The following is a 20165-nucleotide window of genomic DNA, read 5'->3' as shown; positions in this document are numbered from 1 at the left end:
TCCACAGATTAGTGGCGCGGTAGGAGAACTATCATGAGCCAAGTAGTCGATGACATTAAACCCAGTTATCCGTTGTTTCGTACTGATGAATACATCGAGACTCTGAAAAACAAGCAGGAGTCCTTCGAAGAGAAGCATCCTACTGAAAAAATTCAGCAGGTCTTCCAGTGGACAACCACCGAAGAGTACAAAGAGCTGAACTTTAACCGTGAAGCCCTGACTGTAAATCCGGCAAAAGCGTGTCAGCCTTTGGGTGCAGTGCTGTGTGCCCTCGGTTTTGAAAAGACCCTGCCCTATGTGCACGGTTCACAGGGTTGTGTTGCATACTTCCGTACCTACTTCAATCGTCACTTCAAAGAGCCAGTAGCCTGTGTATCTGACTCAATGACTGAAGATGCGGCGGTATTCGGTGGACAGAAGAATATGTTCGCCGGCCTGGAAAACGCCAAAGCCCTCTACAAACCGGAGATGATTGCTGTCTCCACAACTTGTATGGCTGAGGTTATCGGTGATGATCTGAACGCCTTCATCGGTAATGCCAAGAAGGAAGGTCATATCGAACAGGAGTTCCCTACACCATTTGCCCATACCCCGAGCTTTGTCGGCTCCCACACCACCGGTTGGGACAACATGTTCGAAGGTATCCAGCGTTACTTCACCCTCAACTACATGGAAGACAAAGAGGTAGGTAGCAACGGTAAAATCAACATCGTTCCGGGTTTCGAGACCTATCTCGGTAACTACCGTGTCATGAAGCGGATGTTAGAAGAGATGGATGTGGACTATAGCCTGCTGTGTGATCCCACTGAAGTACTGGATACCCCAGCAGACGGTGAGTACCGGATGTATGACGGTGGTACTTCAATTGACGAGATCAAGGATGCTCCGAATGCGATTGATACCCTCTATCTGCAGCCTTGGCAGTCGGTGAAGAGTCGTAAGTTTACCAAAAACACCTGGAAACAGCCGGCATCTGATATCACCATTCCTATGGGGCTGGAAGCCACGGATGCTTTCCTGATGAAAGTCTCCGAGCTGACTGGTAAGCCGATCTCTGAGTCCCTGACCCGTGAGCGCGGTATTCTGGTTGATATGATGACCGACAGCCACGCCTGGTTGCACGGCAAGAAGTTCGGTCTGTATGGTGATGCTGACTTCGTCATGGGTATGACCAAGTTCCTTCTGGAGCTGGGTGCCGAGCCGACACAGGTCTTGTGTAACCATGCCAACAAGCGCTGGAAAAAAGCTATGGAGAAGATCCTTGCAGATTCTCCATATGGTCAGAACAGTGAAGTTCATATCAGTAAGGATTTGTGGCATTTCCGTTCATTGATGTTCACCAACAAGCCTGACTTCATGATTGGAAACTCATATGGCAAGTTCATTCAGCGCGATACTCTGCACAAAGGTAAAGAGCACGAAGTACCGCTGATCCGTATCGGCTTTCCGATCTTCGATCGTCACCACATGCATCGTGACACCACCCTGGGTTATGAGGGTGCCATGTACATGTTGAAGACTTTGGTTAACGCTGTACTTGAGCGTCTCGACGAAGAGACTCGCGGTATGGGTACCACTGACTACAACTACGATCTGGTACGTTAATACCCCATGGTAGCACGAGTATTGAGTGTTGCCTTCTGAGCTTAAACGGCGGGTTTTTAACCCGCCGCCTGGCTCTGAACCGATATTCAAATACTCGGATCAACGAATGAAGTGAGGTAACCATCGTGCCAAATGTAATGATACGTGTGAAAGACAATGGCGCTCTACTATTCTACATAGCGAAAAAGGACCAGGAAGACGAGATCGCAAAGGTTGAAAAGGATAGTGATACCGAGTGGGGTGGAGAGGTCGAACTTACGGACGGTACTAGATACTATATCGATCCAATCAGTCCTCCGCCATCGTTCCCTACAACCCTTCGATTCAAACGCGCCGAATAGCTGTAATCAGGAGAATTATCATGGCTTTTCAAATTGTTCGAGATATCTGTACCGCCTGTGGTGATTGTGAACCGGTTTGTCCTACCCAATCGATTGTGCCTTTCAAAGGTGTGTATAAGATAGAAGAAGAAACCTGTACTGAGTGTGATGGGGATCATGATGTTCCGCAATGCCTCGATGTCTGCATGGAAGATGACTGCATCATTCCAGTGTAACTTTGTATAAGTTTCATCGCCGCTAATATGCGTAACTCATGATGCCCATGAATTGAAATTACAATATGGTTCTGAATTACGTCTATTAGCGGCAAAATTAGGTCTATAACCATGAGTCGGTACATCTATCATCTATGAGATATTTAGGAGTGAACTATGAGCGCTTCCCCGATTTCTGAGGAAATTGCACTACGAATCGGTTTGGCAGCCAAAGCGTTACCAGATACCGAACCAGCCCGTCTACTCCGTGTTCTCGACGATGTTATTGGGCTTCCGCCAACAGGCAAAAAGCTATCCTCGCTGAAAGTTAAGGATCTGAAATCAGCAGCTGATGGGGAGTTTTCCGATTGTGATACGGAAGTAATCAAAGAAGCACTCTCCTACTTGAAGGGGGAGCATGATCTTGCGAGTGAACCGCTTCCAGAGATCGAGGGTTACCAGGAAGGGGATATGCCCAATAGTATCAGGGTTGCATTTGCCTCCAACAAAGGCGAGATGCTGGATGGGCATTTCGGATCCTGCCGTCGCTTTATGATTTATCAGATTTCAGCTGAGAGCAGTAGATTGGTCGATATCAGAACGGTTGAAAACAATCCTGATGTAGATGATAAAAATGCCTATCGTGTCAGCTTGATTGACGATTGCCAGTTGCTGTTTGTTGGTTCCATAGGTGGGCCTGCAGCGGCAAAGGTTGTAAGAGCCAGTATTCATCCGATAAAAAAACCTCAAGCCGGTACGATCAGTGATGAGATAGTCTCCCTGCAATCAGTGATCGGTGATGATGCGTCCCCCTGGCTGGCCAAAGTCATGGGCCAGGATGCGGAACAACGAATCAGATTTGAGCAGGAGATCGATGCATGATCAGTCAAGCTCAAATCAATGACATTGGTGGACTACTAAAGCAGCAAATGATCGATGAATCTTCAGTCAATGAACTCAGACAGAAGTTTCCTGATATCCATTTTACCTATTGTATGGATGATGATGTGATTGCTGCATTACCACTGCATGAAGCTGAAACATTCAATCTCTATCTGATTGACAGCAGAAACCATTGTCTCTGTTTTACACAGGATATGGAGATTGCAACAGGCATTGTGGTCGCAGAGATAGAAGCCGCGTGATAACAGAGTTAATGACACAGAACAAGGTTGATGTTCCTACAGCTGATTGTAGTAGCTGTCCGCATAAAGAAGACAGATTGAAGTCAGGTCGTTGTAATCCCGGTGATATCTGCGTGCGTGCAATGAGTGGTAGACAGATTGCCCGCTTTTTTCAGCTCAATCCAGACCTGGCTGAAGTCTATGCGGGGGATGAGTTTTGGGAAAGGAGGGCTATAGCTGCCCGTTACTTATCCCAACAGCGCCTTCTGCAAATGCTCGATGACCCAGATGAAGTGGTGCGCAGAGTTCTAGCCTACAGAATCCCCATCGATCGCTTGGAACCGTTGATCAGTGATCCTGATCGAGAGGTTAGGATAACAGTTGCTGACAGACTGCCATTGGAACTTCTGGAAAAGATGGTCTTGGATGAGGACTACATGGTTCGGCATACAGTCGCCAAACGTCTGATTCCCGGCAGATTGTTTCGGATGATCCTCGATAGTGACAGGGAAGTACGCAAAACTGTGGCTATGCGTCTGCCACTGGAGAGTATCGGTTTGATGATCAATGATACGGCAGCGGAAGTACGTTTGGTTGTCGCCGAACGTATTGACGTAGAAGCTGTTTCACCGCTACTGACCGATCCAGACTGGCGGGTGCGTTTGATCGCTTGCCAACGAGCACCTTACGAACTGTTGCCGCAGATGCTTGAAGATGAAGACGAAGATGTAAGGCTTGTAGCAAAAACACGAATTACAAACCAACAGGAATAGATGATGCATCCGTTTGCAAAATATATTCAGATACTGGGAAAGGGTAAAAACGGCATGCGTCCTCTCACCAGGTCAGAGGCCTACGAGGCCATGAATATGATCACCTGTTACGATGTCGAACCCGAGCAGATTGGCGCGTTTATGATGCTGATGCGTGTCAAAGAGGAGACGGCTGAAGAGGTGGCAGGTTTTGTTCAGGCCTTAAAAGAGAGCTTGCCGATAAATCAACAGGCACAAACACCTGCAATCGATTGGGCAGCTTATGCCGGTAAAAAGCGCCAATTGCCCTGGTTTTTATTGGCGGCACTGATATTAGCGCGTCGCGGTTATCCGGTGTTGATGCATGGAATGAGCCGCAGTGATGACCGGGTGTATGTTCCAGAAGCGCTGGATGCGCTTGATATGAGCGCTGCGAACTCGATTCGGGATGCAGAACAGCAGCTTTCTGAAAACGGATTTGCCTACATACCGATCAGTAAATTATCCCCACTTGCCTCACAATTGATCGCCACACGTGAACTGTTTGGTCTACGTCCTCCACTACACACTGTGGTTAGAATGTTGAATCCACTCTCAGCGCCACTCAGTCTAATGGGTGTTTTTCACCCTAATTTTGCAGCCATACATCAGCAGGCGGCCCAAATTCTTGAGCTAAAGCGTGCTCTGATCTGTAAAGGGGAGGGTGGTGAGTTTGAACGTATTCCTGACCGAGCAGCAGAATTGAATGGTCTGTCCAATGGTGAAACTTGGTTGGAAAGCTGGCCAAATTTGAGTAAACCAGGGTTACAGACCAAACAACAGCGTCTCAATTTAAACCACTACAGATCAGTCTGGGACGGAGAAATTGAAGATCAGTACGGTAGTTTGGCTGTTACTGGAACACTGGCTTTGGTCATACGTGCTCTGGGGCTCGCAGCGGAACCGGTTGAGGCCCATCGGATGGCAGAATCCTGGTGGCAGACTAGACACCAAGCTGATGCGGTGTTTGAGGCTGCATCATGAATGTCCCGATTGCAAAACCTGAAACCATCGCATCGCTATGCCTCTCTTTTGATTTCAGTGACGGATTTGAACATTTGACTGAAGCGATCAATCAGTTGATGCCGGAACTTCAATTTACCCATGTTGTCACTCGGGGTAATTGGTATCGCCTTGGCGGTGTTGTTGATGCAGATTATAGGCCGATCAGCCAGAATATTGCCCAATGGGCAGAAGAGAGTTCTGCAGGAGATGTAGACAACCTGGTTGCCGAATATATCGATTGCGGCTACTTTGCGACACGCCTGGCAGGTAAGACCCACTATTTTACCGCCCCCTGTGGAGATGGACCTGAGCAGTTCGTTCAACTTGAAATAGAAGAACTTCAGGAAGTACTCGATAGACCTTTGATCGAGAGAGATTGGTTTCCGGAAAGTCTTGAAGAGTTTCTCGATCCTCTCGACTATCCACGCCTGGAGCCAGAACCCATAGGTTCTGCATATCTGCAGTTTCGACGGATAACACCCATTGAGAGCTTGTTAAAGGAATCCTCCGGGAAAAACCGGTCGATGCAGTCGCTTGCGCGATTTTTCCGTGATTGGCATGAGAGCAGTGCTGGTGTGCAGAGTCAGTTCTGCGATCACTGGATATTGGCCCTCAGGGAGTATCAGGATAGCGACGGTGAACATCAACTCAGTGCCAAACCCAACAGCACCTTCTCAGGAGAGCTGAAGGTGACGAGTCTTGGTGATACTCCCCATGGTTCTGAACTGGCCAATGCCATCCATGGATATGATCGTCAGGTTGGCTACCCGTTTGCCTGGTTTTTTAACCTGCTCAGTAGCAAATCAGATAACTACAATCTTGCTGAAGCCGTTTTGATGGATCAAATGGGAGCCTTTGATTATCTGCCTCCACGAGACCTGAAAGTGCTCCGAGCGTGGGAAGCAAAGCCATATGGGGTCTAATCATAATAGTACTTGTCAAGAGTATTCGTCATACCATTAAATTGGTGTAAATAGATAAGCTATGCAGATGAATTCCGATATCTGTCTGAATTAGGGCCCTAGCACAAGCTCTGCTATTCAGTCCCGTTGCTTTGGACTGTAGTGCCTATATAGCCATCGAGTTAATCCATCCAGGCCAGGGAAAAGCACACGTTCAGTCACATTACACTGGTCCAGCTTATCTCTAACTTCCCACTTGAGTGATGCGGGTATAACAATTTTGCGACATAGTGAACCATGCCCCTCAATCCAGCTATTCAGCCCAATCGAGGCATTTGAGACTACTGAAAACAGTGCAAATTGATTGACGATACGGTCATCCATTGAAGGTGGCTCAAAAAATAGCAGAAAAGGGTCGTTTGACATTCTGTCTAGTTGCTCCAGGGATGGCACTGCCTGCACCAAAAGTTCGCAGGTGAATGTATTGGCACCTTCAGAATCAAGCGATTGTTTCATCGGTTCTGGTAGTAGTGTGTGGCACTGTTCATAATTAATGGACCAAATTACTCCGTCACGATCAAACTTTTCAGTATTTGCTGTCGCAAAATGCATTGCGACTAAAGGAGAGTGAGTCCAGTCGAGCAGCCGGGTAGGCAATCCATGGTGTTGGGCCATCGATAACCAATGCCAAAAAGAGTCTCGTGCCACCATATCCCGATGTGCATACTTTATGAAATTACGCAGCAAATGGCGTTCCAGTTGATGATAGGGACCGCCAAGTCGCATTAATGTGGTATCAAGTGAATAGCTGCTGTCAGATAACCCCCGATAGGCATCGGGAGAGCGAAACCGACCCAGGTTCTGATTCCAGGAACTGTCAAATAGCAGTGCTTGAAGGTCTCCCCAACTCGACGCAGTCTCCTCAATGATGGTAGGCATAGTCAGTACCTCTGAATGTCATAATTATTTCACTCATTTGTAACTATAATGGATAACACTGCCTATTATGATTTGAATATTTGACAGGTAGTTGAAACTATTTTTCAAGTATTAAGTCTGTATATGATCTGCAGTTTCCGTTTGATTTTGTTATAGAATGAGTGCTCATCTATTACAACTTTAGATTGCACAGGTAAGTGAATCGTATGAGCCATTCCCGTGTTGCAGTCACACACTACTGTGAGCGAGCCAGTGATCTCTTCTGGGCTGAACCGATAAATGCGACAACCAATCTGATATTTTTAATCGCAGCATTTATTTTAATTAGAAAACTACAGAGATTTGAAGAACCATTTCCCAAAGTCTGGGATATCTGGTTACTCTCTATTCTTATTGCAGGCATTGGTATCGGAAGTTTTTTATGGCACACCTTTGCAACACCTTGGGCAGAATTGGCGGATGTTATTCCAATTGGTCTGTTCATAACGCTATTTTTAATCAGTTTTCTATTGCGAATTCTTCGTTTGGATACAAGTTGGATTGTGTTCTGGACTATATTGTTCCTAGGCTTTACATTTTATTTGCTTAATCGTCTACCTTCAGATCTATTAAATGGGTCTGTTTTTTATTTGCCTGCATGGATTGGTGTCTGGCTTCTTGTTATTTCATGCAAGATCATCGATCTAAAACATGTAAACCGCCTGGTTTATGCTGCAGTAGCTTTTACCCTGTCTTTGTCTTTTCGAACAATAGATCAAATGGTTTGTGATTTCTGGCCATGGGGCACTCACTTTCTGTGGCACTTGATGAACGGTTTGGCATTATATTTCGTGATGAGTGTTTTGATTGCCGGGAGTATGTATGAGTTTGGGCCTGACGAAAGAGAAAAGATGATTGAGACTAATGCAGAGTAACTACGTATCAAACTACTAACCACTTGATAGTGACTCACTCAGTATCCGGTCTACACAGTTAATCGGTAGGGAGAAGTGTCCTTCGCCTCGAATATAGTGTGGCTTACAGTTTTCTAGCGAATTGGCGATGGTGTTTCCATGGATCATCGGTACTGTTTCATCCGCTGTTCCATGCCAGAGATGTACAGGCATCTTGATCTTTGAGATATCGAATCCCCAGGATTTGGCATATAGAAACATTTCATACAAGATTGCACTGCGTCCCTGACGGGCGGCTTCACTGATTGAACCACACATGATTTTACGTACTTGATGACGGTTCAATACCCTGGTATCTGCTGGTGGAGCCATAGCTACCATCATCTGATAGATAATTTGTGGCCATCGCTGTGCCACGGGAATGATGAATAACCCATAGGTTATCTGCATTAACAATGGTGTTGTACGAACTGATTTGAAACTGTATCTACCGGGCCAGCGAAGACTCTTCATTAATTCCACTTGATCAAGTGGTCCCAATGGACAAACCAGGGTTAGATCATGAATTCGTTTAGCATATTGGCTTGCACAGGCAAGAGCATAGGGTCCACCACCGGACACAGCAACTAAATGAACCTTTTCAATATCCAGGCTATCGAGAAGATCGCTGACATCACGAGACCAATCCAATAGGCAACGATCCGGTTTCGGATCTGAAAGTCCAATACCGTTTCGATCCGGAGCGATTACCCTCAATTTTTGCTTTCGTGCAGGAAGATCGAATAGTTGTGCCTCCAGCCGTGAGCCTGGAAATCCATGAAAATAGAGTGTCGGGATTCCTGTGGGGTCTCCGTACTCTGCATACGCGAGACGTCTGCCGTCAGGTAGTGTGACAACATGGGTATTAGCCGTACTTCTCTTCTGCAAGTTATCCATTAGATTGCTCTTTTCAAGAGGATTGGCTTACCAGTTGAAGACTGACATATCTATTTAATAGCGTGTAAAGCTATATTATTCAATTTTACTCTGATTTATCATGCTGTTCTGAAGGAATGCAGCTTATTTGCAAGTGGGAGTAGGGCTTTCTGGCTGGTGATAACGGATACGATTGATCAGGTTTTGCGACTTGCAGGCCTGTTGTTTCAATCAATTTTCGGTCAGATAGAGAGGCATAGTGATAGAAGATCATTCTACGCCACTGCTCAGGTCGATAGGTACGCTTAATCTCACTCAGAGACGTGTGTGAGGGACTTTCATCTACCGTGCAGTCATGGAAGATCAGTTCACCATGACTGGCGAATCGGATCAATACTTCCGGTATTGGGAGCGTATCACCGGTAAACAGGAAATGACCTTTTAGGGCAAGACCGAATGCTGTGTCATATTCATGGTGTCTAACCGGAAAAAGGTCAAACAACAGGTCATTGAGCCAAAACCGTTCAGATACTGGGATTAATTGAAAAGCTTCCCAGAAGTTGCACCCCCCCTCAGCCATGAAATTGGGGTAGTCAGCTATTCTGCGTTGAAGAACCGGCAAGAGTTTTACAGGTATGTATAGTTTTAGTTTTCGATCAATGTTGTTTGTCATCAACCGATAGAACCAGCCCTCCAGTCCACCAATATGATCGAAATGGGCATGTGTAATAAACAGGGCGGAAGGCTCTATGTCACCATATCTTTGTCGGAAGCGGCTGAGTGTGTCCGGTCCACAATCAATCAAAAGGATTGGTTTAGCATGGTTCTCCAATACCGCAGCAGAAGCTCCCAATTCTGTAGCCTGCGCATTCCCCACGCCAAGAAACCTCAGTGACAGAGCAGAAAGGTCAGGAAATTGTTCGTCTGCAGGGTTCATTGATTTTGAGATAACAAACTTTGCCGCAACTATAACGTTTTTTTCTTACCGAAAATTGACACTACGATCTACAGTAAGGCTTTTCTATTACGCTCTGGTCGCATTTCTGATCGATTACGCTTACCTACAAACAGAACAAATTGTCGGGTTCGCTACAAAGCTAATTGATTAACAAGTGTAGCAAAAACAACAAGATATGCAGTGGCATGTGGATTGCATATAACTACGTATCAATCCTAATGGAGTCCTGGCCATCACATGAAACAGAAAGATATTGCCGCTCTACTCGACGAACCGGCCTGCGCGCACAACAAGAAATCAAAGTCGGGATGTGCAAAGCCGAAACCTGGGGCTACCGCTGGTGGATGCGCCTTTGATGGTGCTCAGATTGCACTGTTACCGATCGCGGATGTGGCCCATATCGTTCATGGTTCAATTGCTTGTGCCGGTAGCTCCTGGGATAACCGGGGTACCAGGTCGAGCGGTTCCAGGCTATTTCGTATCGGCATGACCACCGATCTCACCGAGCAGGATGTGATCATGGGGCGAGGTGAAAAGCGTCTGTTTCATGCCATCAAACAGGCTGTTGACAATTACCAGCCAGCGGCTGTTTTTGTCTACAACACCTGTGTACCTGCACTGGTTGGTGATGATGTTGAGGCTGTTTGCAGAGCCGCTGAAGAGCGATGGGGTACGCCTGTCGTTCCAGTTGATGCCGCAGGCTTTTACGGCACCAAAAACCTGGGTAATCGCATTGCAGGCGAATCCATGGTCAAACATGTGTGTGGGAGCAGAGAGCCGGATTCACTGCCTGAAGAGGCTGTCAGGGAAGGCATCAAGGTCCATGATATCTCATTGATCGGCGAATATAACATTGCTGGTGAACTCTGGCATGTTTTACCACTGCTGGATGAGTTGGGTTTGCGGGTGCTCTGTACCCTGTCGGGTGATGCGCGATTTCGCGAAGTTCAGACGATGCATCGCTCAACTGTCAATATGATGGTCTGCTCAAAGGCGATGATCAACGTCGCACGTAAGCTTCAGGAAGCTTTTGGTACACCCTGGTTCGAAGGCAGCTTTTACGGTGTTAGAGATGTTTCTCAGGCATTGCGCGATTTTGCCCGGGTGATTGACGATGAGGATTTAAGCCAAAGAACTGAGGCACTGATCAGCCGTGAAGAGACGAGAATTGATCAATTGCTCGAGCCTTGGCGGGAGAAATTGCGCGGGCGTAAGGTGCTGCTCTATACCGGAGGAGTTAAATCCTGGTCTGTGATCGCAGCCTTGCAGGATTTAGGCATGGAAGTGGTGGCAACTGGTACCAAAAAATCCACTGAAGAGGATAAAGCCAGAATCAAAGAGTTGATGGGGCAGGATGCCGTCATGCTGGAAGAGGGTAATCCAAGGGCCTTGATCAACATTGTTCATGAAAAAAATGTGGATGTGTTGATTGCGGGTGGCCGCAATATGTATACCGCGCTCAAGGCACGTATCCCCTTTCTTGATATCAATCAGGAACGCGAGTTTGGCTATGCCGGTTATCAGGGCATGGTGGAGCTGGCACGTCAGCTGGTGCTGACCATCGAGAGTCCTGTCTGGCCTCAGGTCCGTACACCTGCACCCTGGGCGGTGGGAGCCTCCACAGCTGAATCCACATCAGACCAGGAGGTAGTGGCATGACTGAGATCATCAAACGTAACAAGGCGCTCTCTGTAAGTCCTCTGAAAGCCAGTCAGACCATCGGCGCCGCTTTGGCTTTTCTTGGATTTCGTCGTGCCATACCCATGTTACATGGCTCTCAAGGTTGTACTGCTTTTGGCAAGGTGTTTTTTGTAAGGCACTTCCGTGAACCCATTCCGCTGCAGACCACGGCCATGGACCAGGTGACGACGGTCATGGGTTCTGAAGAGAGTGTGGTTGAAGGGTTAAAGACAATTGCGGAAAAGAATCAGCCAATGCTGCTCGGGGTACCCACCACCGGATTGTCCGAGACTCAGGGCAGCGATGTCCGCATGGCACTGAAGATGTTTCGAGACAAGTACCCCCAGTTCGATACCATACCGGTGGTGCCGGTTGCCACTCCAGATTATACCGGTTGCCTGGAGAGTGGTTTTGCCAAAGCGGTGGAAGCGATTATCAAAACCACTGTACCTGCAGCGAAAGAAGCCAATACCACACCAGGCCAGCGTCATAGACAAGTCAATGTTCTGGTCGGTGCATCACTGACTCCGGGAGACCTGGAGGAGCTGAAAGATATCATCGAATCATTTGGCTTACGCCCCGTGGTGATTCCTGATCTGTCAGATTCGCTGGATGGTCATTTGGGTGAGGATGAGTTTTCCCCACTAACCATCGGAGGTACAGAGGTGTCTGAGATGTTAACCCTTGGAGATGCCAAAGCCACTCTGGTGATTGGCAGTTCCTTGGAAAAAGCAGCCGATACTCTAAAGCAGCTGACCGGAGTGCCAGACTACCGGTTTGATCACCTGATGGGCCTACAGGCGATGGATAGTTTTATTAACCGTTTGCATCGAATCTCTGAAGAGCCGGTTCCTGCAAAACTGGAGCGTCAGCGGGCTCAGTTGCAGGACGCTATGCTCGACAGCCATTTCATGCTGGGTATGGCTCGCTTTGCTCTGGCAGCGGATCCTGATCACCTGGTTGCATTGAGTCAAATGCTGGCTGGGGTAGGTGCTGAAACCGTGGCAGCTGTTGCACCGATAAATTCCCCAGCTCTGCAACAGGTCGCTTCCGAGACAGTGAAGATCGGTGATCTGGAAGATCTGGAGAAGATGGCAAAAGCGGGTGGTGCGGAAATCCTGATTACCAATTCTCATGGCACTGAGAGTGCTGAGCGCCTGGGTATTCCATTGCTGCGTGCCGGCTTTCCCCAATATGACTTCCTGGGTGGTTATCAGAAAACCTGGATCGGTTACCGGGGCAGTCGACAGACCTTGTTTGATCTAGCCAATCTCATGCTCACTTTGGAGAAAGGTGAGATCTCTCCCTACCGTTCCATCTATGCACAAAAGACAGACTTTCGGGAGGTGACAGATGAGCATAACTCGACGGCTACAACTCGTGGGCTGCACCACTGAGGATAAATGGATGGAGACAGCCCTGAAAGTCGCGTTTGCCACCAGTGATATGAAGCGGGTGGACCAACATTTTGGTGCCGCCCAGAGTTTCGCAATCTATGCCCTTGACCAACAGAAGGTCTGTTTCGTCGAAGCGGTTGAGTTCGGCAAGCTCGATATGGATGGCAACGAAGATAAGCTGGTTGCCAAGATCGATGCACTGAAGGGTTGTATTGCTGTGTATAGCCAGGCTGTGGGTGCCTCAGCAATCAACCAACTGAAACTGAAAGGTATTCAGCCGGTGAAAATATCACCTGGTGCCTCTATAACCTCTCTGCTCGAGTCACTCCAGCAGGAGCTCAGGGAGGGACCTGGCAGTTGGCTGGCCAGAGCGATAAACAACACCATTCCCGCCGACCCCTCAAGATTTGATGAAATGGAACAGGAAGGCTGGGAGGAGTAGACGATGACAGACCAGGAGATGCTTGAAGAGTCGGCCAGGGTTATCGGCGTCGTCGGCGATAAGATTTGGATAGAGACCGAATCGAGAAGCGGTTGCTCCCAGTGTGCCAGTTCAAACTGTACCACTTCTGTGGTCGCCAAGCTGTTTGGTGTACAGAAGAACAAATTGTTAATCGATAACGATCTAGAAGCCAAGCCTGGTGACCAGGTTGTGATTGGGGTTCCGGGCAGATTAATCGCAAAAGCGTCTGTGTTGGCCTATCTGTTACCTCTCATATTGATGCTGGCCATAACCCTGATGGGCAGCGCATTAGGAATCAACGACGGCATGCAGAGCCTTTTGGCGCTGGCCGGTTTGTCGATTGGTCTGTTGCTGGTTCGCTGGTACACAAATAGGGACATTTCAACACCAGGCTATGGGCCACAACTGCTTAAAGTTGTGGGAAACGGTTACAAGCATGTCGTATTTCCGAAACATATGAGGAGTTAAACTGATGAATGAAGCAGTCATACTGATCAGCGAAGACGATCCGGTCCTGGAGACCGACTTCGCCAAGGAGATGGTACGCCAGATGCGTGCCATTGATACCTATGGTACCTACGATGATTGGTCGATAGCCAAGATTCTGGAACCATTTGTCCTGACCAAGGAGAAGAAGCGGGAGATTCCTGTAATTGGTGATCCGGATGAAATTACCTTATCCAGGGTGAAAGCATTTTACAACGCGATTTCCGCACTTATTGAAAAAGAGTGTGGCCTGATGGCTGTTCCCATGTTGAATCTGACTCACGAAGGGTTCGGACGCTCACTGATAACCGTTGGTAAGCTGGTGGTTATGGATAAAACATTACGCGATGTGCATCGCTTTGGCTTTGCTTCTCTTTCGAAAATGAAAGATGAGGCGGATAAACTGCTTTCGGTGGCTCTGGAGATCATCGGACAACATCCAAAAGTTGCGGGTATGTGAGGAGTTGATTATGACCGAAGAAGAGTTGAAAGCCATACACAAAGCTTCCAAGCGTGCCAAGCGTATAGCTACTGAAAAAGCTGGTGAACTGCATGACCTGGTAGAAGACCGTCTGCCTGCAGCCTATGAAGAGATCCCCGCAATAGCACAAGCCACATACGATGCATGTCAGGCCTGGGCTGAAGCCGAAGCCGACTACAAAGCAGCAGCTGCAGAGATGAATTGAGGATAGACCAATGTCAGTAATAACCGGTTTAACCCGTGGTGGTGAAGAGTACACTCCCGCATTTGTAATGGAAATCAATCAACAGAACTGCATTGGTTGTGGTCGATGTTTCAAGGTATGTCCCCGTGATGTCTTCGATCTGATCGATCGGGAAGACGTGGAAGGACTGCTCGACGACGATGATGATTATGATGACGATTACGGTGATGATGATGATGGTTTCTCAGATGACACCGCGATGGTCATGAGCCTGAAAAACAGTATGGACTGTATCGGTTGTGGCTCCTGTGCCCGTATCTGTCCGAAACAGTGTTTTACCCATCAACCTCAAACTGCTGCTGCATAAACAAGACGTAGGAGTGTTATCATGCCAAAACCGAAGAAACATGTCTTTGTCTGTGTGCAGAGTCGACCGATGGGGCATCCCAGACCATCTTGCAGTCAGAAAAACTGTACCGAAGTGGCTGAGGAGTTTTATGGGCAGCTTCAACAACGCCAACTGTTTGACCAGATACAGGTTACGACAACCAGCTGTCTCGGTCCCTGTAGTGAAGGACCATCTGTACTGGTCTATCCCGAAGGGATTATGTATGGCGGTGTCTCAAAACAGGACGTTGCAGCTATCTATGATGAGCATCTGCTGAATGATCAACCGGTAGAGCGACTAAAAGTTGCAGAGGAATTCTGGGCTTGAATCAGAGTTCCAACAGATCAGAGCGCCAATCCAATGTCGTCCGATTGGTCGGCAATGAGGTGCATTTCGGCTTCGATATAGAGCCGGGTGCGAATGCAGAATTGCAGAGAGCGGCGTCTCTGATCTCCTCACGGGAGGCATCGTCGGAAGCTCTGCTTCAGGCGGAACAAATTGCTCCAGAGCAGATCGAAGTACTGATCGCTCGTTACAAGTTTCATTTCTATCAGGGCGAGACCGGGATAGCAGAAAAACTGGTCATCAAGTCATTGCACCTGGCCGCAAAGCAGGGCAATTTCAATCAGGATTGGCTACAACTGAATTCAGGTTCTGCTGACTGGAATGATCCACGTGGCCCTGAACGTTTCTACCTCTACGGTCTTAAAGCGCTTGCTTTTATCCGCTTGCGTCAGGAAAAACCGGATGAAGCAGAGTCGATTCTGCACACATTGAGCTTGATCGACCCTGCTGATCAGGTGGGGGCAAATGTTATTCGTGATCTGTTAGATGCTATTGTTGAGGAGCAAAATAATGGATGAAACAATTGCGGTACGTTTTTTTAAGATAGAACAACTTGCCAACAGTGTGCACAAACGTCTCTGTGAAGAAGTGATAAAACTTGGTTTTTCCAAATCTGAAATCCTCTTGAAATCACCAGAAGAGGCGAGCTACCGATTGGAGCGAGACCCTTCAAATAGTGAATTCAGTCTGGTCGGCGACTGGATGAATGAGCAGGGAAGCCGACTCGGTACACTGCTGTTTCACGCGGATGGCAGTTTTTTTGTTGAACATGATATTGTGTTACCACATCCGACCAAACCGGACTGGTTTGTCGAAGCAGTCAATGCCTGGGGAAATGATGCTGTAATCAAAGCGGAACCCAGGCTTCTGGCAGTTCCTAAATAGAGTTTTTAAAAGAAAAGTCATATGGACCATCGTGTCATTCTCTATCATAAGCAGGCGACCAGTGCGCGCACCAGATTTCTTAAGTTTGAAAACAACACGGTATGCGCCTTCGCACCTTTGCCGGATCTTTCAACGGTTGTTGCCACTCGACCCGACACGGTGTTTCATCCGAAAGCAATTTTAACTGATACTGAAAAAAAATTGGGATTGGCAAAGGATACTCTGGCTTTCGAAAGTGAGTACCGGCAGACAGTCCAGGTGCCCGGTGAGGATATCGATATCTTATTGGCCTGTATCACAACTACAGATCCACCCTTTGTGGAAGTAGAGAGTTCAAATGCCCAATTCATTGATCTGACCCAAGCCAGAGGATTACCGGATGTGGAGCTTGAACTTCTACGTAGCGCTTATGAACTGATACTTGGCGGTTGATCCGGATTTTCCTGGATACCTGATATACAGGAATAAATCTCATAAAGCATGCGGGTTTTATTAACTGATGCTGCAACTCTCTCTCCTTCATACATCAACCTGATGAGTGAATTCCTGGCGAATCAGCAGTATAGTTAGGGTCTTAACAGGCCCGAATAAAATCAATAAGATTTTATTGCAATGAAATCGACATCAAGAGTATTCGTTTACGGCACTTTGAGAAGGACACAGGTCAATCATGATCTGCTCAACAGTGCAACCTATCTTGGCGATCACAAAACTCAATCTGTCTACAAGATGTTCCACTTGGGTGGTTATCCTGGTGTGGTGAAAAGTGGCAGCACTTCCATTTCAGGTGAGGTCTATGTTGTTGATGCCCTGACCATGAGCCATCTTGACAGGCTGGAAGGCTATCCCCACGCCTATACGAGAGAACTCATTCCAACCCCCTGGGGTCAGGCATGGATCTACCTCTACCGGGGCAGTCTACGGGGTAGACAAATCATACAGACAGGCCGCTGGCATGATGAGATCAACTGGCGCCGTTGGTCTAGATAGAGTCGTAGGCCTAGCTTTTCTCAATTTCTGTCGTTGAAAGCTCTTCAGGCCAGCATCCTGTAGGCGGCCCAAGGTTGAGCTCTGAGTCTTCAAATCTCACCAGATAGAGAACCCTTTCAGGGCTCTCTTCCAAATGACCGGTCTCAATGATCACACCTTTAGTGCCAGGCTCAGCTAATAAAGCGTCCTGAGGAATATCCGGTATACCACCATCGTTATAGATATGACTTGCCGCATAGACCAAGTCGCCTGGAGTTAGTTGTTCAAGTGTCATTTTCTCTTCCATTGTAGGTTTTGTTACCTGTGTCGGTTATGGGGATTGTCGTCTATCAAACATGATTTTTAGGTAAAAAAACGACAATTACTTTAAAAACAAGAACTAAGCTACGAGTAAGATCCGTGGCACAGGCCTTGCAGTTAACTTGGAAAGTAAAGATGCAAGAGACTTGCCACGGAGAAAACGACCATGCTCACACTGACAGAAAATGCTCAAAAGGCGATCAGCCGTTTCATCAAGAGTTCTGAAACCCCGGTTGGGGGATTGCGAATCTCTGTAACCGGTGGTGGTTGCTCAGGGCTGCAATATGGTATGGCTCTGGAAGAGAGTGCGAATGATGAAGATGCAGTGCTCGAGATTGAAGAGTTAAAGATCTTTGTCGATCCCCTCAGCGCCCCCATGTTGAACGGCGTTACTGTTGACTTCCTCGATAGCATGGAAGGCAGTGGCTTTAAATTCGAAAACCCAAATGCAACCAACAGCTGTGGTTGCGGCAACTCATTTTCCGCCTAACCAATCAGGAGTAAAGATATGTGGGACTATTCAGAAAAGGTTCAGGAGCATTTCTTTAGCCCGAGAAATGCAGGTGCTGTCGATGATGCCAATGCTATTGGTGATGTCGGTTCTCTCTCATGTGGCGATGCCTTGAGACTGACATTGAAAGTCGACCCGGACAGCGAAGTTATCCTAGACGCAGGTTTTCAAACCTTTGGATGCGGTTCAGCCATCGCTTCAAGTTCAGCCTTAACCGAGATTATCAAAGGTATGAAAATCGACGATGCTCTGGGTGTCAGCAATCAGGATATCGCCGATTATCTCGATGGACTTCCGCCGGAAAAAATGCACTGCTCTGTTATGGGTCGGGAAGCACTACAAGCCGCTGTTGCCAACTATCGTGGTGAAGAGTGGAAGGATGATCATGAAGAGGGCGCATTGATCTGCAAATGCTTCGCCATCGATGAAGTCATGATCGAAGAGACTGTTCGTGCCAATGGCTTACGTACAGTGGAAGAGGTAACAAACTACACCAAGGCAGGTGGTGGTTGTTCTGCCTGTCATGAAGGGATTGAGGAGATTCTGACTCGAATTCTGGCTGAAAAGGGTGAAACCTTTGATCCAAATGCAGTAGCTGGAGAGATAAAGAAGCCAAAGTCCGGACTGACTAATCTGCAGCGCATGAAACGTATCGAGGAACTGCTGGATGAGATTCGTCCTAATCTGCAGCGTGATCATGGCGATGTCGAACTGGTCGAAGTTGACGGTAGATACATCTACGTGAAAATGATAGGTGCCTGTGCCGGTTGCCAGATGGCAGCAACGACATTGGGTGGCATACAACAGCATCTGGCAGAAGGTCTTGGAGAATTCATTCAGGTCCTGCCCGCTGAAGAACTGGCTCGTCGAGCTGCTATGGAGGCCTAGATATGAGTGGTACAGACACAGCTGAAGGCATCTATCTGGATAATAATGCCACTACTATGGTGGCACCAGAAGTCGTTGAGGAGATGCTGCCCTATTTTACTGAGCAGTTTGGTAATCCCTCATCTTTGCATCAATTTGGCGATAAGGTAGGGCGAGCTTTGAAGAAAGCCCGTAAGCAGGTCCAGACACTACTGGGAGCAGAGTACGACTCAGAGATAATTTTTACCTCCTGTGGTACAGAGTCCGACTCTACCGCAATACTGTCAGCACTCAAAGCTCAGCCTGACAGAAAGGAGATCATCACCACAGTGGTGGAACATCCAGCCGTACTCACTCTATGTGAACATTTGGAGAAAGAGGGTTACAAAGTTCACTATTTGAAAGTGGACAGTAAAGGACGTCTCGATATTCAGGAGTACTATAAGCTGCTTTCAGATAATGTTGCGATTGTCTCTGTAATGTGGGCCAATAATGAGAGTGGCACACTGTTCCCTGTCGAAGAGATGGCCGAATTGGCGCGTCAGGCGGGCGTGCTGTTTCATACAGACGCGGTCCAGGCTGTAGGCAAGCTACCGATTAATCTGAAAGATACCTGTATCGATATGCTCTCCCTTTCTGGTCATAAATTACATGCTCCAAAAGGGATTGGCGTACTCTATCTACGCAGAGGTGTACGCTTCCGTCCACTCCTGAGGGGCGGACACCAGGAAAGAGGGCGTCGGGCAGGTACCGAGAATGCGGCATCGATCGTTGCACTTGGTAAGGCCTGCGAAATGGCAATGGAAGCAATGGAGTACGAAAAGTCTTCAGTAAAGGCAATGCGTGATCGGTTGGAGCAGGGGATCCTTGAGAAAGTAAACCACTGTTTTGTAACCGGAGATCCAAATAATCGACTTCCCAATACCTGCAATATCGCTTTTGAGTATATCGAAGGTGAAGCCATACTTTTATTGTTGAACAAGATGGGAATCGCCGCTTCCAGTGGCTCTGCCTGTACCTCAGGCTCCCTGGAACCATCACATGTGATGCGGGCCATGGATATTCCGTTTACTGCTGCGCACGGTTCAGTCAGATTATCCCTTTCACGTTACAACACCATGGAAGAAATAGAGCGGGTAATTGATGCGATGCCACCCATTGTGGCTCAATTGCGTCAGCTCTCCCCCTACTGGAGTGGTGATGGACCTGTGGAAGAGCCTGAAAAGGCATTTGCACCCAGTTATGCATAGTTTATTCAGCGCTGGCTGATTCCTCTCCGTTCTTTACCGCAGCGTGCTGCGGTATTTTTTTGAATATCTGTAGCTCTTATCCTCTATCAAACAATAGAGGGTAAGAGAATCGGTGCATTACATGACAACTTCTCCGGAGTTCTCCAAGCCAGATCGAAAAGTATGACTACCATAGAATGAGTTGCATGAACTGCAAGCAGGTAACTAAAACAACTGCCGTGAAATGCTGTTACCGCTTAGGACCTATTGGATTCGTGTTAACAGGCCCAAG

28 protein-coding genes are annotated in these 20165 nt (G+C 47.7%); 24 read left to right on the top strand and 4 right to left on the bottom strand.

The annotated features are described in order from the left end of the window. Positions 1-33: 33 nt before the first annotated feature. From nifK to A3193_RS07795, 8 genes are all read left to right on the top strand, one after another. Positions 34-1605, top strand: coding sequence for a nitrogenase molybdenum-iron protein subunit beta (nifK, locus tag A3193_RS07830; RefSeq protein WP_069005826.1), 1572 nt, complete (start codon positions 34-36; stop codon positions 1603-1605). A gap of 125 nt (positions 1606-1730) precedes the next feature. Further along, positions 1731-1946 carry a putative nitrogen fixation protein NifT gene (nifT, locus tag A3193_RS07825; protein ID WP_068994850.1) on the top strand — a complete coding sequence of 72 codons (216 nt, stop codon included), beginning with the start codon at positions 1731-1733 and terminating at the stop codon, positions 1944-1946. Between the two features lie 20 nt (positions 1947-1966). Continuing rightward, positions 1967-2161: a 4Fe-4S binding protein gene (locus A3193_RS07820; protein WP_069005825.1), complete on the top strand. Its 195-nt coding sequence runs from the start codon at positions 1967-1969 to the stop codon at positions 2159-2161. 156 nt (positions 2162-2317) lie between these two features. Next, positions 2318-3022: a dinitrogenase iron-molybdenum cofactor biosynthesis protein gene (locus tag A3193_RS07815; protein ID WP_069014462.1), complete on the top strand. Its 705-nt coding sequence runs from the start codon at positions 2318-2320 to the stop codon at positions 3020-3022. Continuing rightward, on the top strand, positions 3019-3285 hold the full coding sequence (locus A3193_RS07810; protein WP_069005823.1) for a DUF6129 family protein: 267 nt from the start codon (positions 3019-3021) through the stop codon (positions 3283-3285). Before A3193_RS07815 ends, A3193_RS07810 begins: the two co-directional genes overlap by 4 nt. 11 nt (positions 3286-3296) lie before the next feature. Continuing rightward, positions 3297-4037, top strand: a complete 741-nt coding sequence (locus A3193_RS07805) for a 4Fe4S-binding leucine-rich repeat protein (protein WP_071932434.1) — start codon at positions 3297-3299, stop codon at positions 4035-4037. After that, positions 4038-5039: a glycosyl transferase family protein gene (locus A3193_RS07800; RefSeq protein WP_069014461.1), complete on the top strand. Its 1002-nt coding sequence runs from the start codon at positions 4038-4040 to the stop codon at positions 5037-5039. Continuing rightward, positions 5036-5983, top strand: coding sequence for a hypothetical protein (locus A3193_RS07795; RefSeq protein WP_069014460.1), 948 nt, complete (start codon positions 5036-5038; stop codon positions 5981-5983). The genes A3193_RS07800 and A3193_RS07795 overlap by 4 nt, the downstream gene beginning before the upstream one ends. 117 nt (positions 5984-6100) lie before the next feature. On the opposite strand, the gene A3193_RS07790 is transcribed toward A3193_RS07795, so the two are convergent. Continuing rightward, positions 6101-6901 (bottom strand): FRG domain-containing protein, encoded by an 801-nt coding sequence (locus A3193_RS07790; protein ID WP_069005820.1) that lies wholly within the window; start codon positions 6899-6901, stop codon positions 6101-6103. A gap of 206 nt (positions 6902-7107) precedes the next feature. On the opposite strand from A3193_RS07790, the gene A3193_RS07785 reads away from it, so the two are divergent. Next, the gene (locus A3193_RS07785; protein WP_069014459.1) at positions 7108-7815 is read left to right on the top strand and encodes a ceramidase domain-containing protein; all 708 of its coding nucleotides are present in this window, start codon (positions 7108-7110) and stop codon (positions 7813-7815) included. A 15-nt stretch (positions 7816-7830) separates the two neighbouring features. On the opposite strand, the gene A3193_RS07780 is transcribed toward A3193_RS07785, so the two are convergent. Both A3193_RS07780 and A3193_RS07775 read right to left on the bottom strand, forming a co-directional pair. Beyond that, positions 7831-8730 (bottom strand): alpha/beta fold hydrolase, encoded by a 900-nt coding sequence (locus tag A3193_RS07780; RefSeq protein ID WP_069014458.1) that lies wholly within the window; start codon positions 8728-8730, stop codon positions 7831-7833. Between the two features lie 85 nt (positions 8731-8815). Next, a complete protein-coding gene (locus tag A3193_RS07775; protein ID WP_069014457.1) occupies positions 8816-9646 on the bottom strand; it encodes an MBL fold metallo-hydrolase in 831 nt (276 codons plus the stop codon). 258 nt (positions 9647-9904) lie between these two features. Here A3193_RS07775 and nifE point away from each other — a divergent pair, with 258 nt between their 5' ends. The 12 genes from nifE (at position 9905) to A3193_RS07715 (ending at position 16966) form a co-directional block, all read left to right on the top strand. Next, positions 9905-11326: a nitrogenase iron-molybdenum cofactor biosynthesis protein NifE gene (nifE, locus tag A3193_RS07770; RefSeq protein WP_069005816.1), complete on the top strand. Its 1422-nt coding sequence runs from the start codon at positions 9905-9907 to the stop codon at positions 11324-11326. After that, positions 11323-12744, top strand: a complete 1422-nt coding sequence (gene nifN / locus A3193_RS07765; protein WP_069014456.1) for a nitrogenase iron-molybdenum cofactor biosynthesis protein NifN — start codon at positions 11323-11325, stop codon at positions 12742-12744. Before nifE ends, nifN begins: the two co-directional genes overlap by 4 nt. A 10-nt stretch (positions 12745-12754) precedes the next feature. Beyond that, positions 12755-13186, top strand: coding sequence for a NifB/NifX family molybdenum-iron cluster-binding protein (locus A3193_RS07760; RefSeq protein WP_141694617.1), 432 nt, complete (start codon positions 12755-12757; stop codon positions 13184-13186). Positions 13187-13189: 3 nt separating this feature from the next. Beyond that, a complete protein-coding gene (locus A3193_RS07755; RefSeq protein WP_069005813.1) occupies positions 13190-13675 on the top strand; it encodes a SoxR reducing system RseC family protein in 486 nt (161 codons plus the stop codon). A 4-nt stretch (positions 13676-13679) separates the two neighbouring features. After that, a complete protein-coding gene (locus A3193_RS07750; RefSeq protein WP_069005812.1) occupies positions 13680-14153 on the top strand; it encodes a NifX-associated nitrogen fixation protein in 474 nt (157 codons plus the stop codon). A gap of 10 nt (positions 14154-14163) precedes the next feature. After that, on the top strand, positions 14164-14379 hold the full coding sequence (locus A3193_RS07745; RefSeq protein ID WP_069014455.1) for a CCE_0567 family metalloprotein: 216 nt from the start codon (positions 14164-14166) through the stop codon (positions 14377-14379). A gap of 10 nt (positions 14380-14389) precedes the next feature. Next, positions 14390-14725: a ferredoxin III, nif-specific gene (gene fdxB / locus A3193_RS07740; protein WP_069005810.1), complete on the top strand. Its 336-nt coding sequence runs from the start codon at positions 14390-14392 to the stop codon at positions 14723-14725. A 21-nt stretch (positions 14726-14746) separates the two neighbouring features. Continuing rightward, on the top strand, positions 14747-15073 hold the full coding sequence (locus A3193_RS07735; RefSeq protein WP_069005809.1) for a (2Fe-2S) ferredoxin domain-containing protein: 327 nt from the start codon (positions 14747-14749) through the stop codon (positions 15071-15073). A 44-nt stretch (positions 15074-15117) separates the two neighbouring features. Beyond that, positions 15118-15609, top strand: coding sequence for a hypothetical protein (locus A3193_RS07730; protein ID WP_141694602.1), 492 nt, complete (start codon positions 15118-15120; stop codon positions 15607-15609). Further along, a complete protein-coding gene (locus tag A3193_RS07725) occupies positions 15602-15976 on the top strand; it encodes a hypothetical protein (RefSeq protein WP_069005807.1) in 375 nt (124 codons plus the stop codon). The genes A3193_RS07730 and A3193_RS07725 overlap by 8 nt, the downstream gene beginning before the upstream one ends. A gap of 21 nt (positions 15977-15997) precedes the next feature. Then, positions 15998-16408: a hypothetical protein gene (locus tag A3193_RS07720; RefSeq protein WP_069014453.1), complete on the top strand. Its 411-nt coding sequence runs from the start codon at positions 15998-16000 to the stop codon at positions 16406-16408. A gap of 180 nt (positions 16409-16588) precedes the next feature. Then, positions 16589-16966, top strand: coding sequence for a gamma-glutamylcyclotransferase family protein (locus A3193_RS07715; protein WP_069005805.1), 378 nt, complete (start codon positions 16589-16591; stop codon positions 16964-16966). 10 nt (positions 16967-16976) lie between these two features. Here A3193_RS07715 and A3193_RS07710 read toward each other — a convergent pair whose 3' ends face one another. Continuing rightward, positions 16977-17240, bottom strand: coding sequence for a nitrogen fixation protein NifZ (locus tag A3193_RS07710; protein ID WP_069006072.1), 264 nt, complete (start codon positions 17238-17240; stop codon positions 16977-16979). Positions 17241-17432: 192 nt separating this feature from the next. Here A3193_RS07710 and A3193_RS07705 point away from each other — a divergent pair, with 192 nt between their 5' ends. Genes A3193_RS07705 through nifS form a run of 3 tightly spaced genes read left to right on the top strand, consistent with a single transcriptional unit; the run spans position 17433 to position 19894 of the window. Beyond that, complete coding sequence (locus tag A3193_RS07705; RefSeq protein WP_069005804.1) at positions 17433-17756, top strand: HesB/IscA family protein; 324 nt, start codon at positions 17433-17435, stop codon at positions 17754-17756. An 18-nt stretch (positions 17757-17774) separates the two neighbouring features. Next, entirely contained in the window at positions 17775-18665 is an 891-nt protein-coding gene (gene nifU, locus A3193_RS07700; RefSeq protein ID WP_069005803.1) for a Fe-S cluster assembly protein NifU, read from the top strand. A 2-nt stretch (positions 18666-18667) separates the two neighbouring features. Next, positions 18668-19894, top strand: a complete 1227-nt coding sequence (gene nifS, locus A3193_RS07695) for a cysteine desulfurase NifS (RefSeq protein ID WP_069014452.1) — start codon at positions 18668-18670, stop codon at positions 19892-19894. Positions 19895-20165: the final 271 nt, after the last annotated feature.

The organism is Candidatus Thiodiazotropha endoloripes (assembly GCF_001708965.1).
GTDB lineage: Bacteria > Pseudomonadota > Gammaproteobacteria > Chromatiales > Chromatiaceae > Thiodiazotropha > Thiodiazotropha endoloripes.
This window is presented reverse-complemented; position numbering and strand designations above follow the sequence as displayed.

Coding starts and splice junctions, on each gene's coding strand:
- A3193_RS07780 (WP_069014458.1), bottom strand. CDS start 8,730: ATGGATAACTTGCAGAAGAGAAGTACGGCTAATACCCATGTTGTCACA.
- A3193_RS07750 (WP_069005812.1), top strand. CDS start 13,680: ATGAATGAAGCAGTCATACTGATCAGCGAAGACGATCCGGTCCTGGAG.
- A3193_RS07795 (WP_069014460.1), top strand. CDS start 5,036: ATGAATGTCCCGATTGCAAAACCTGAAACCATCGCATCGCTATGCCTC.
- A3193_RS07710 (WP_069006072.1), bottom strand. CDS start 17,240: ATGACACTTGAACAACTAACTCCAGGCGACTTGGTCTATGCGGCAAGT.
- A3193_RS07775 (WP_069014457.1), bottom strand. CDS start 9,646: ATGAACCCTGCAGACGAACAATTTCCTGACCTTTCTGCTCTGTCACTG.
- A3193_RS07715 (WP_069005805.1), top strand. CDS start 16,589: ATGAAATCGACATCAAGAGTATTCGTTTACGGCACTTTGAGAAGGACA.
- A3193_RS07810 (WP_069005823.1), top strand. CDS start 3,019: ATGATCAGTCAAGCTCAAATCAATGACATTGGTGGACTACTAAAGCAG.
- A3193_RS07785 (WP_069014459.1), top strand. CDS start 7,108: ATGAGCCATTCCCGTGTTGCAGTCACACACTACTGTGAGCGAGCCAGT.
- A3193_RS07820 (WP_069005825.1), top strand. CDS start 1,967: ATGGCTTTTCAAATTGTTCGAGATATCTGTACCGCCTGTGGTGATTGT.
- A3193_RS07755 (WP_069005813.1), top strand. CDS start 13,190: ATGACAGACCAGGAGATGCTTGAAGAGTCGGCCAGGGTTATCGGCGTC.
- nifK (WP_069005826.1), top strand. CDS start 34: ATGAGCCAAGTAGTCGATGACATTAAACCCAGTTATCCGTTGTTTCGT.
- nifN (WP_069014456.1), top strand. CDS start 11,323: ATGACTGAGATCATCAAACGTAACAAGGCGCTCTCTGTAAGTCCTCTG.
- A3193_RS07790 (WP_069005820.1), bottom strand. CDS start 6,901: ATGCCTACCATCATTGAGGAGACTGCGTCGAGTTGGGGAGACCTTCAA.
- A3193_RS07725 (WP_069005807.1), top strand. CDS start 15,602: ATGGATGAAACAATTGCGGTACGTTTTTTTAAGATAGAACAACTTGCC.
- nifU (WP_069005803.1), top strand. CDS start 17,775: ATGTGGGACTATTCAGAAAAGGTTCAGGAGCATTTCTTTAGCCCGAGA.
- nifE (WP_069005816.1), top strand. CDS start 9,905: ATGAAACAGAAAGATATTGCCGCTCTACTCGACGAACCGGCCTGCGCG.
- A3193_RS07720 (WP_069014453.1), top strand. CDS start 15,998: ATGGACCATCGTGTCATTCTCTATCATAAGCAGGCGACCAGTGCGCGC.
- A3193_RS07705 (WP_069005804.1), top strand. CDS start 17,433: ATGCTCACACTGACAGAAAATGCTCAAAAGGCGATCAGCCGTTTCATC.
- A3193_RS07800 (WP_069014461.1), top strand. CDS start 4,038: ATGATGCATCCGTTTGCAAAATATATTCAGATACTGGGAAAGGGTAAA.
- fdxB (WP_069005810.1), top strand. CDS start 14,390: ATGTCAGTAATAACCGGTTTAACCCGTGGTGGTGAAGAGTACACTCCC.
- A3193_RS07805 (WP_071932434.1), top strand. CDS start 3,297: ATGACACAGAACAAGGTTGATGTTCCTACAGCTGATTGTAGTAGCTGT.
- A3193_RS07815 (WP_069014462.1), top strand. CDS start 2,318: ATGAGCGCTTCCCCGATTTCTGAGGAAATTGCACTACGAATCGGTTTG.
- A3193_RS07760 (WP_141694617.1), top strand. CDS start 12,755: ATGGAGACAGCCCTGAAAGTCGCGTTTGCCACCAGTGATATGAAGCGG.
- nifS (WP_069014452.1), top strand. CDS start 18,668: ATGAGTGGTACAGACACAGCTGAAGGCATCTATCTGGATAATAATGCC.
- A3193_RS07745 (WP_069014455.1), top strand. CDS start 14,164: ATGACCGAAGAAGAGTTGAAAGCCATACACAAAGCTTCCAAGCGTGCC.
- A3193_RS07735 (WP_069005809.1), top strand. CDS start 14,747: ATGCCAAAACCGAAGAAACATGTCTTTGTCTGTGTGCAGAGTCGACCG.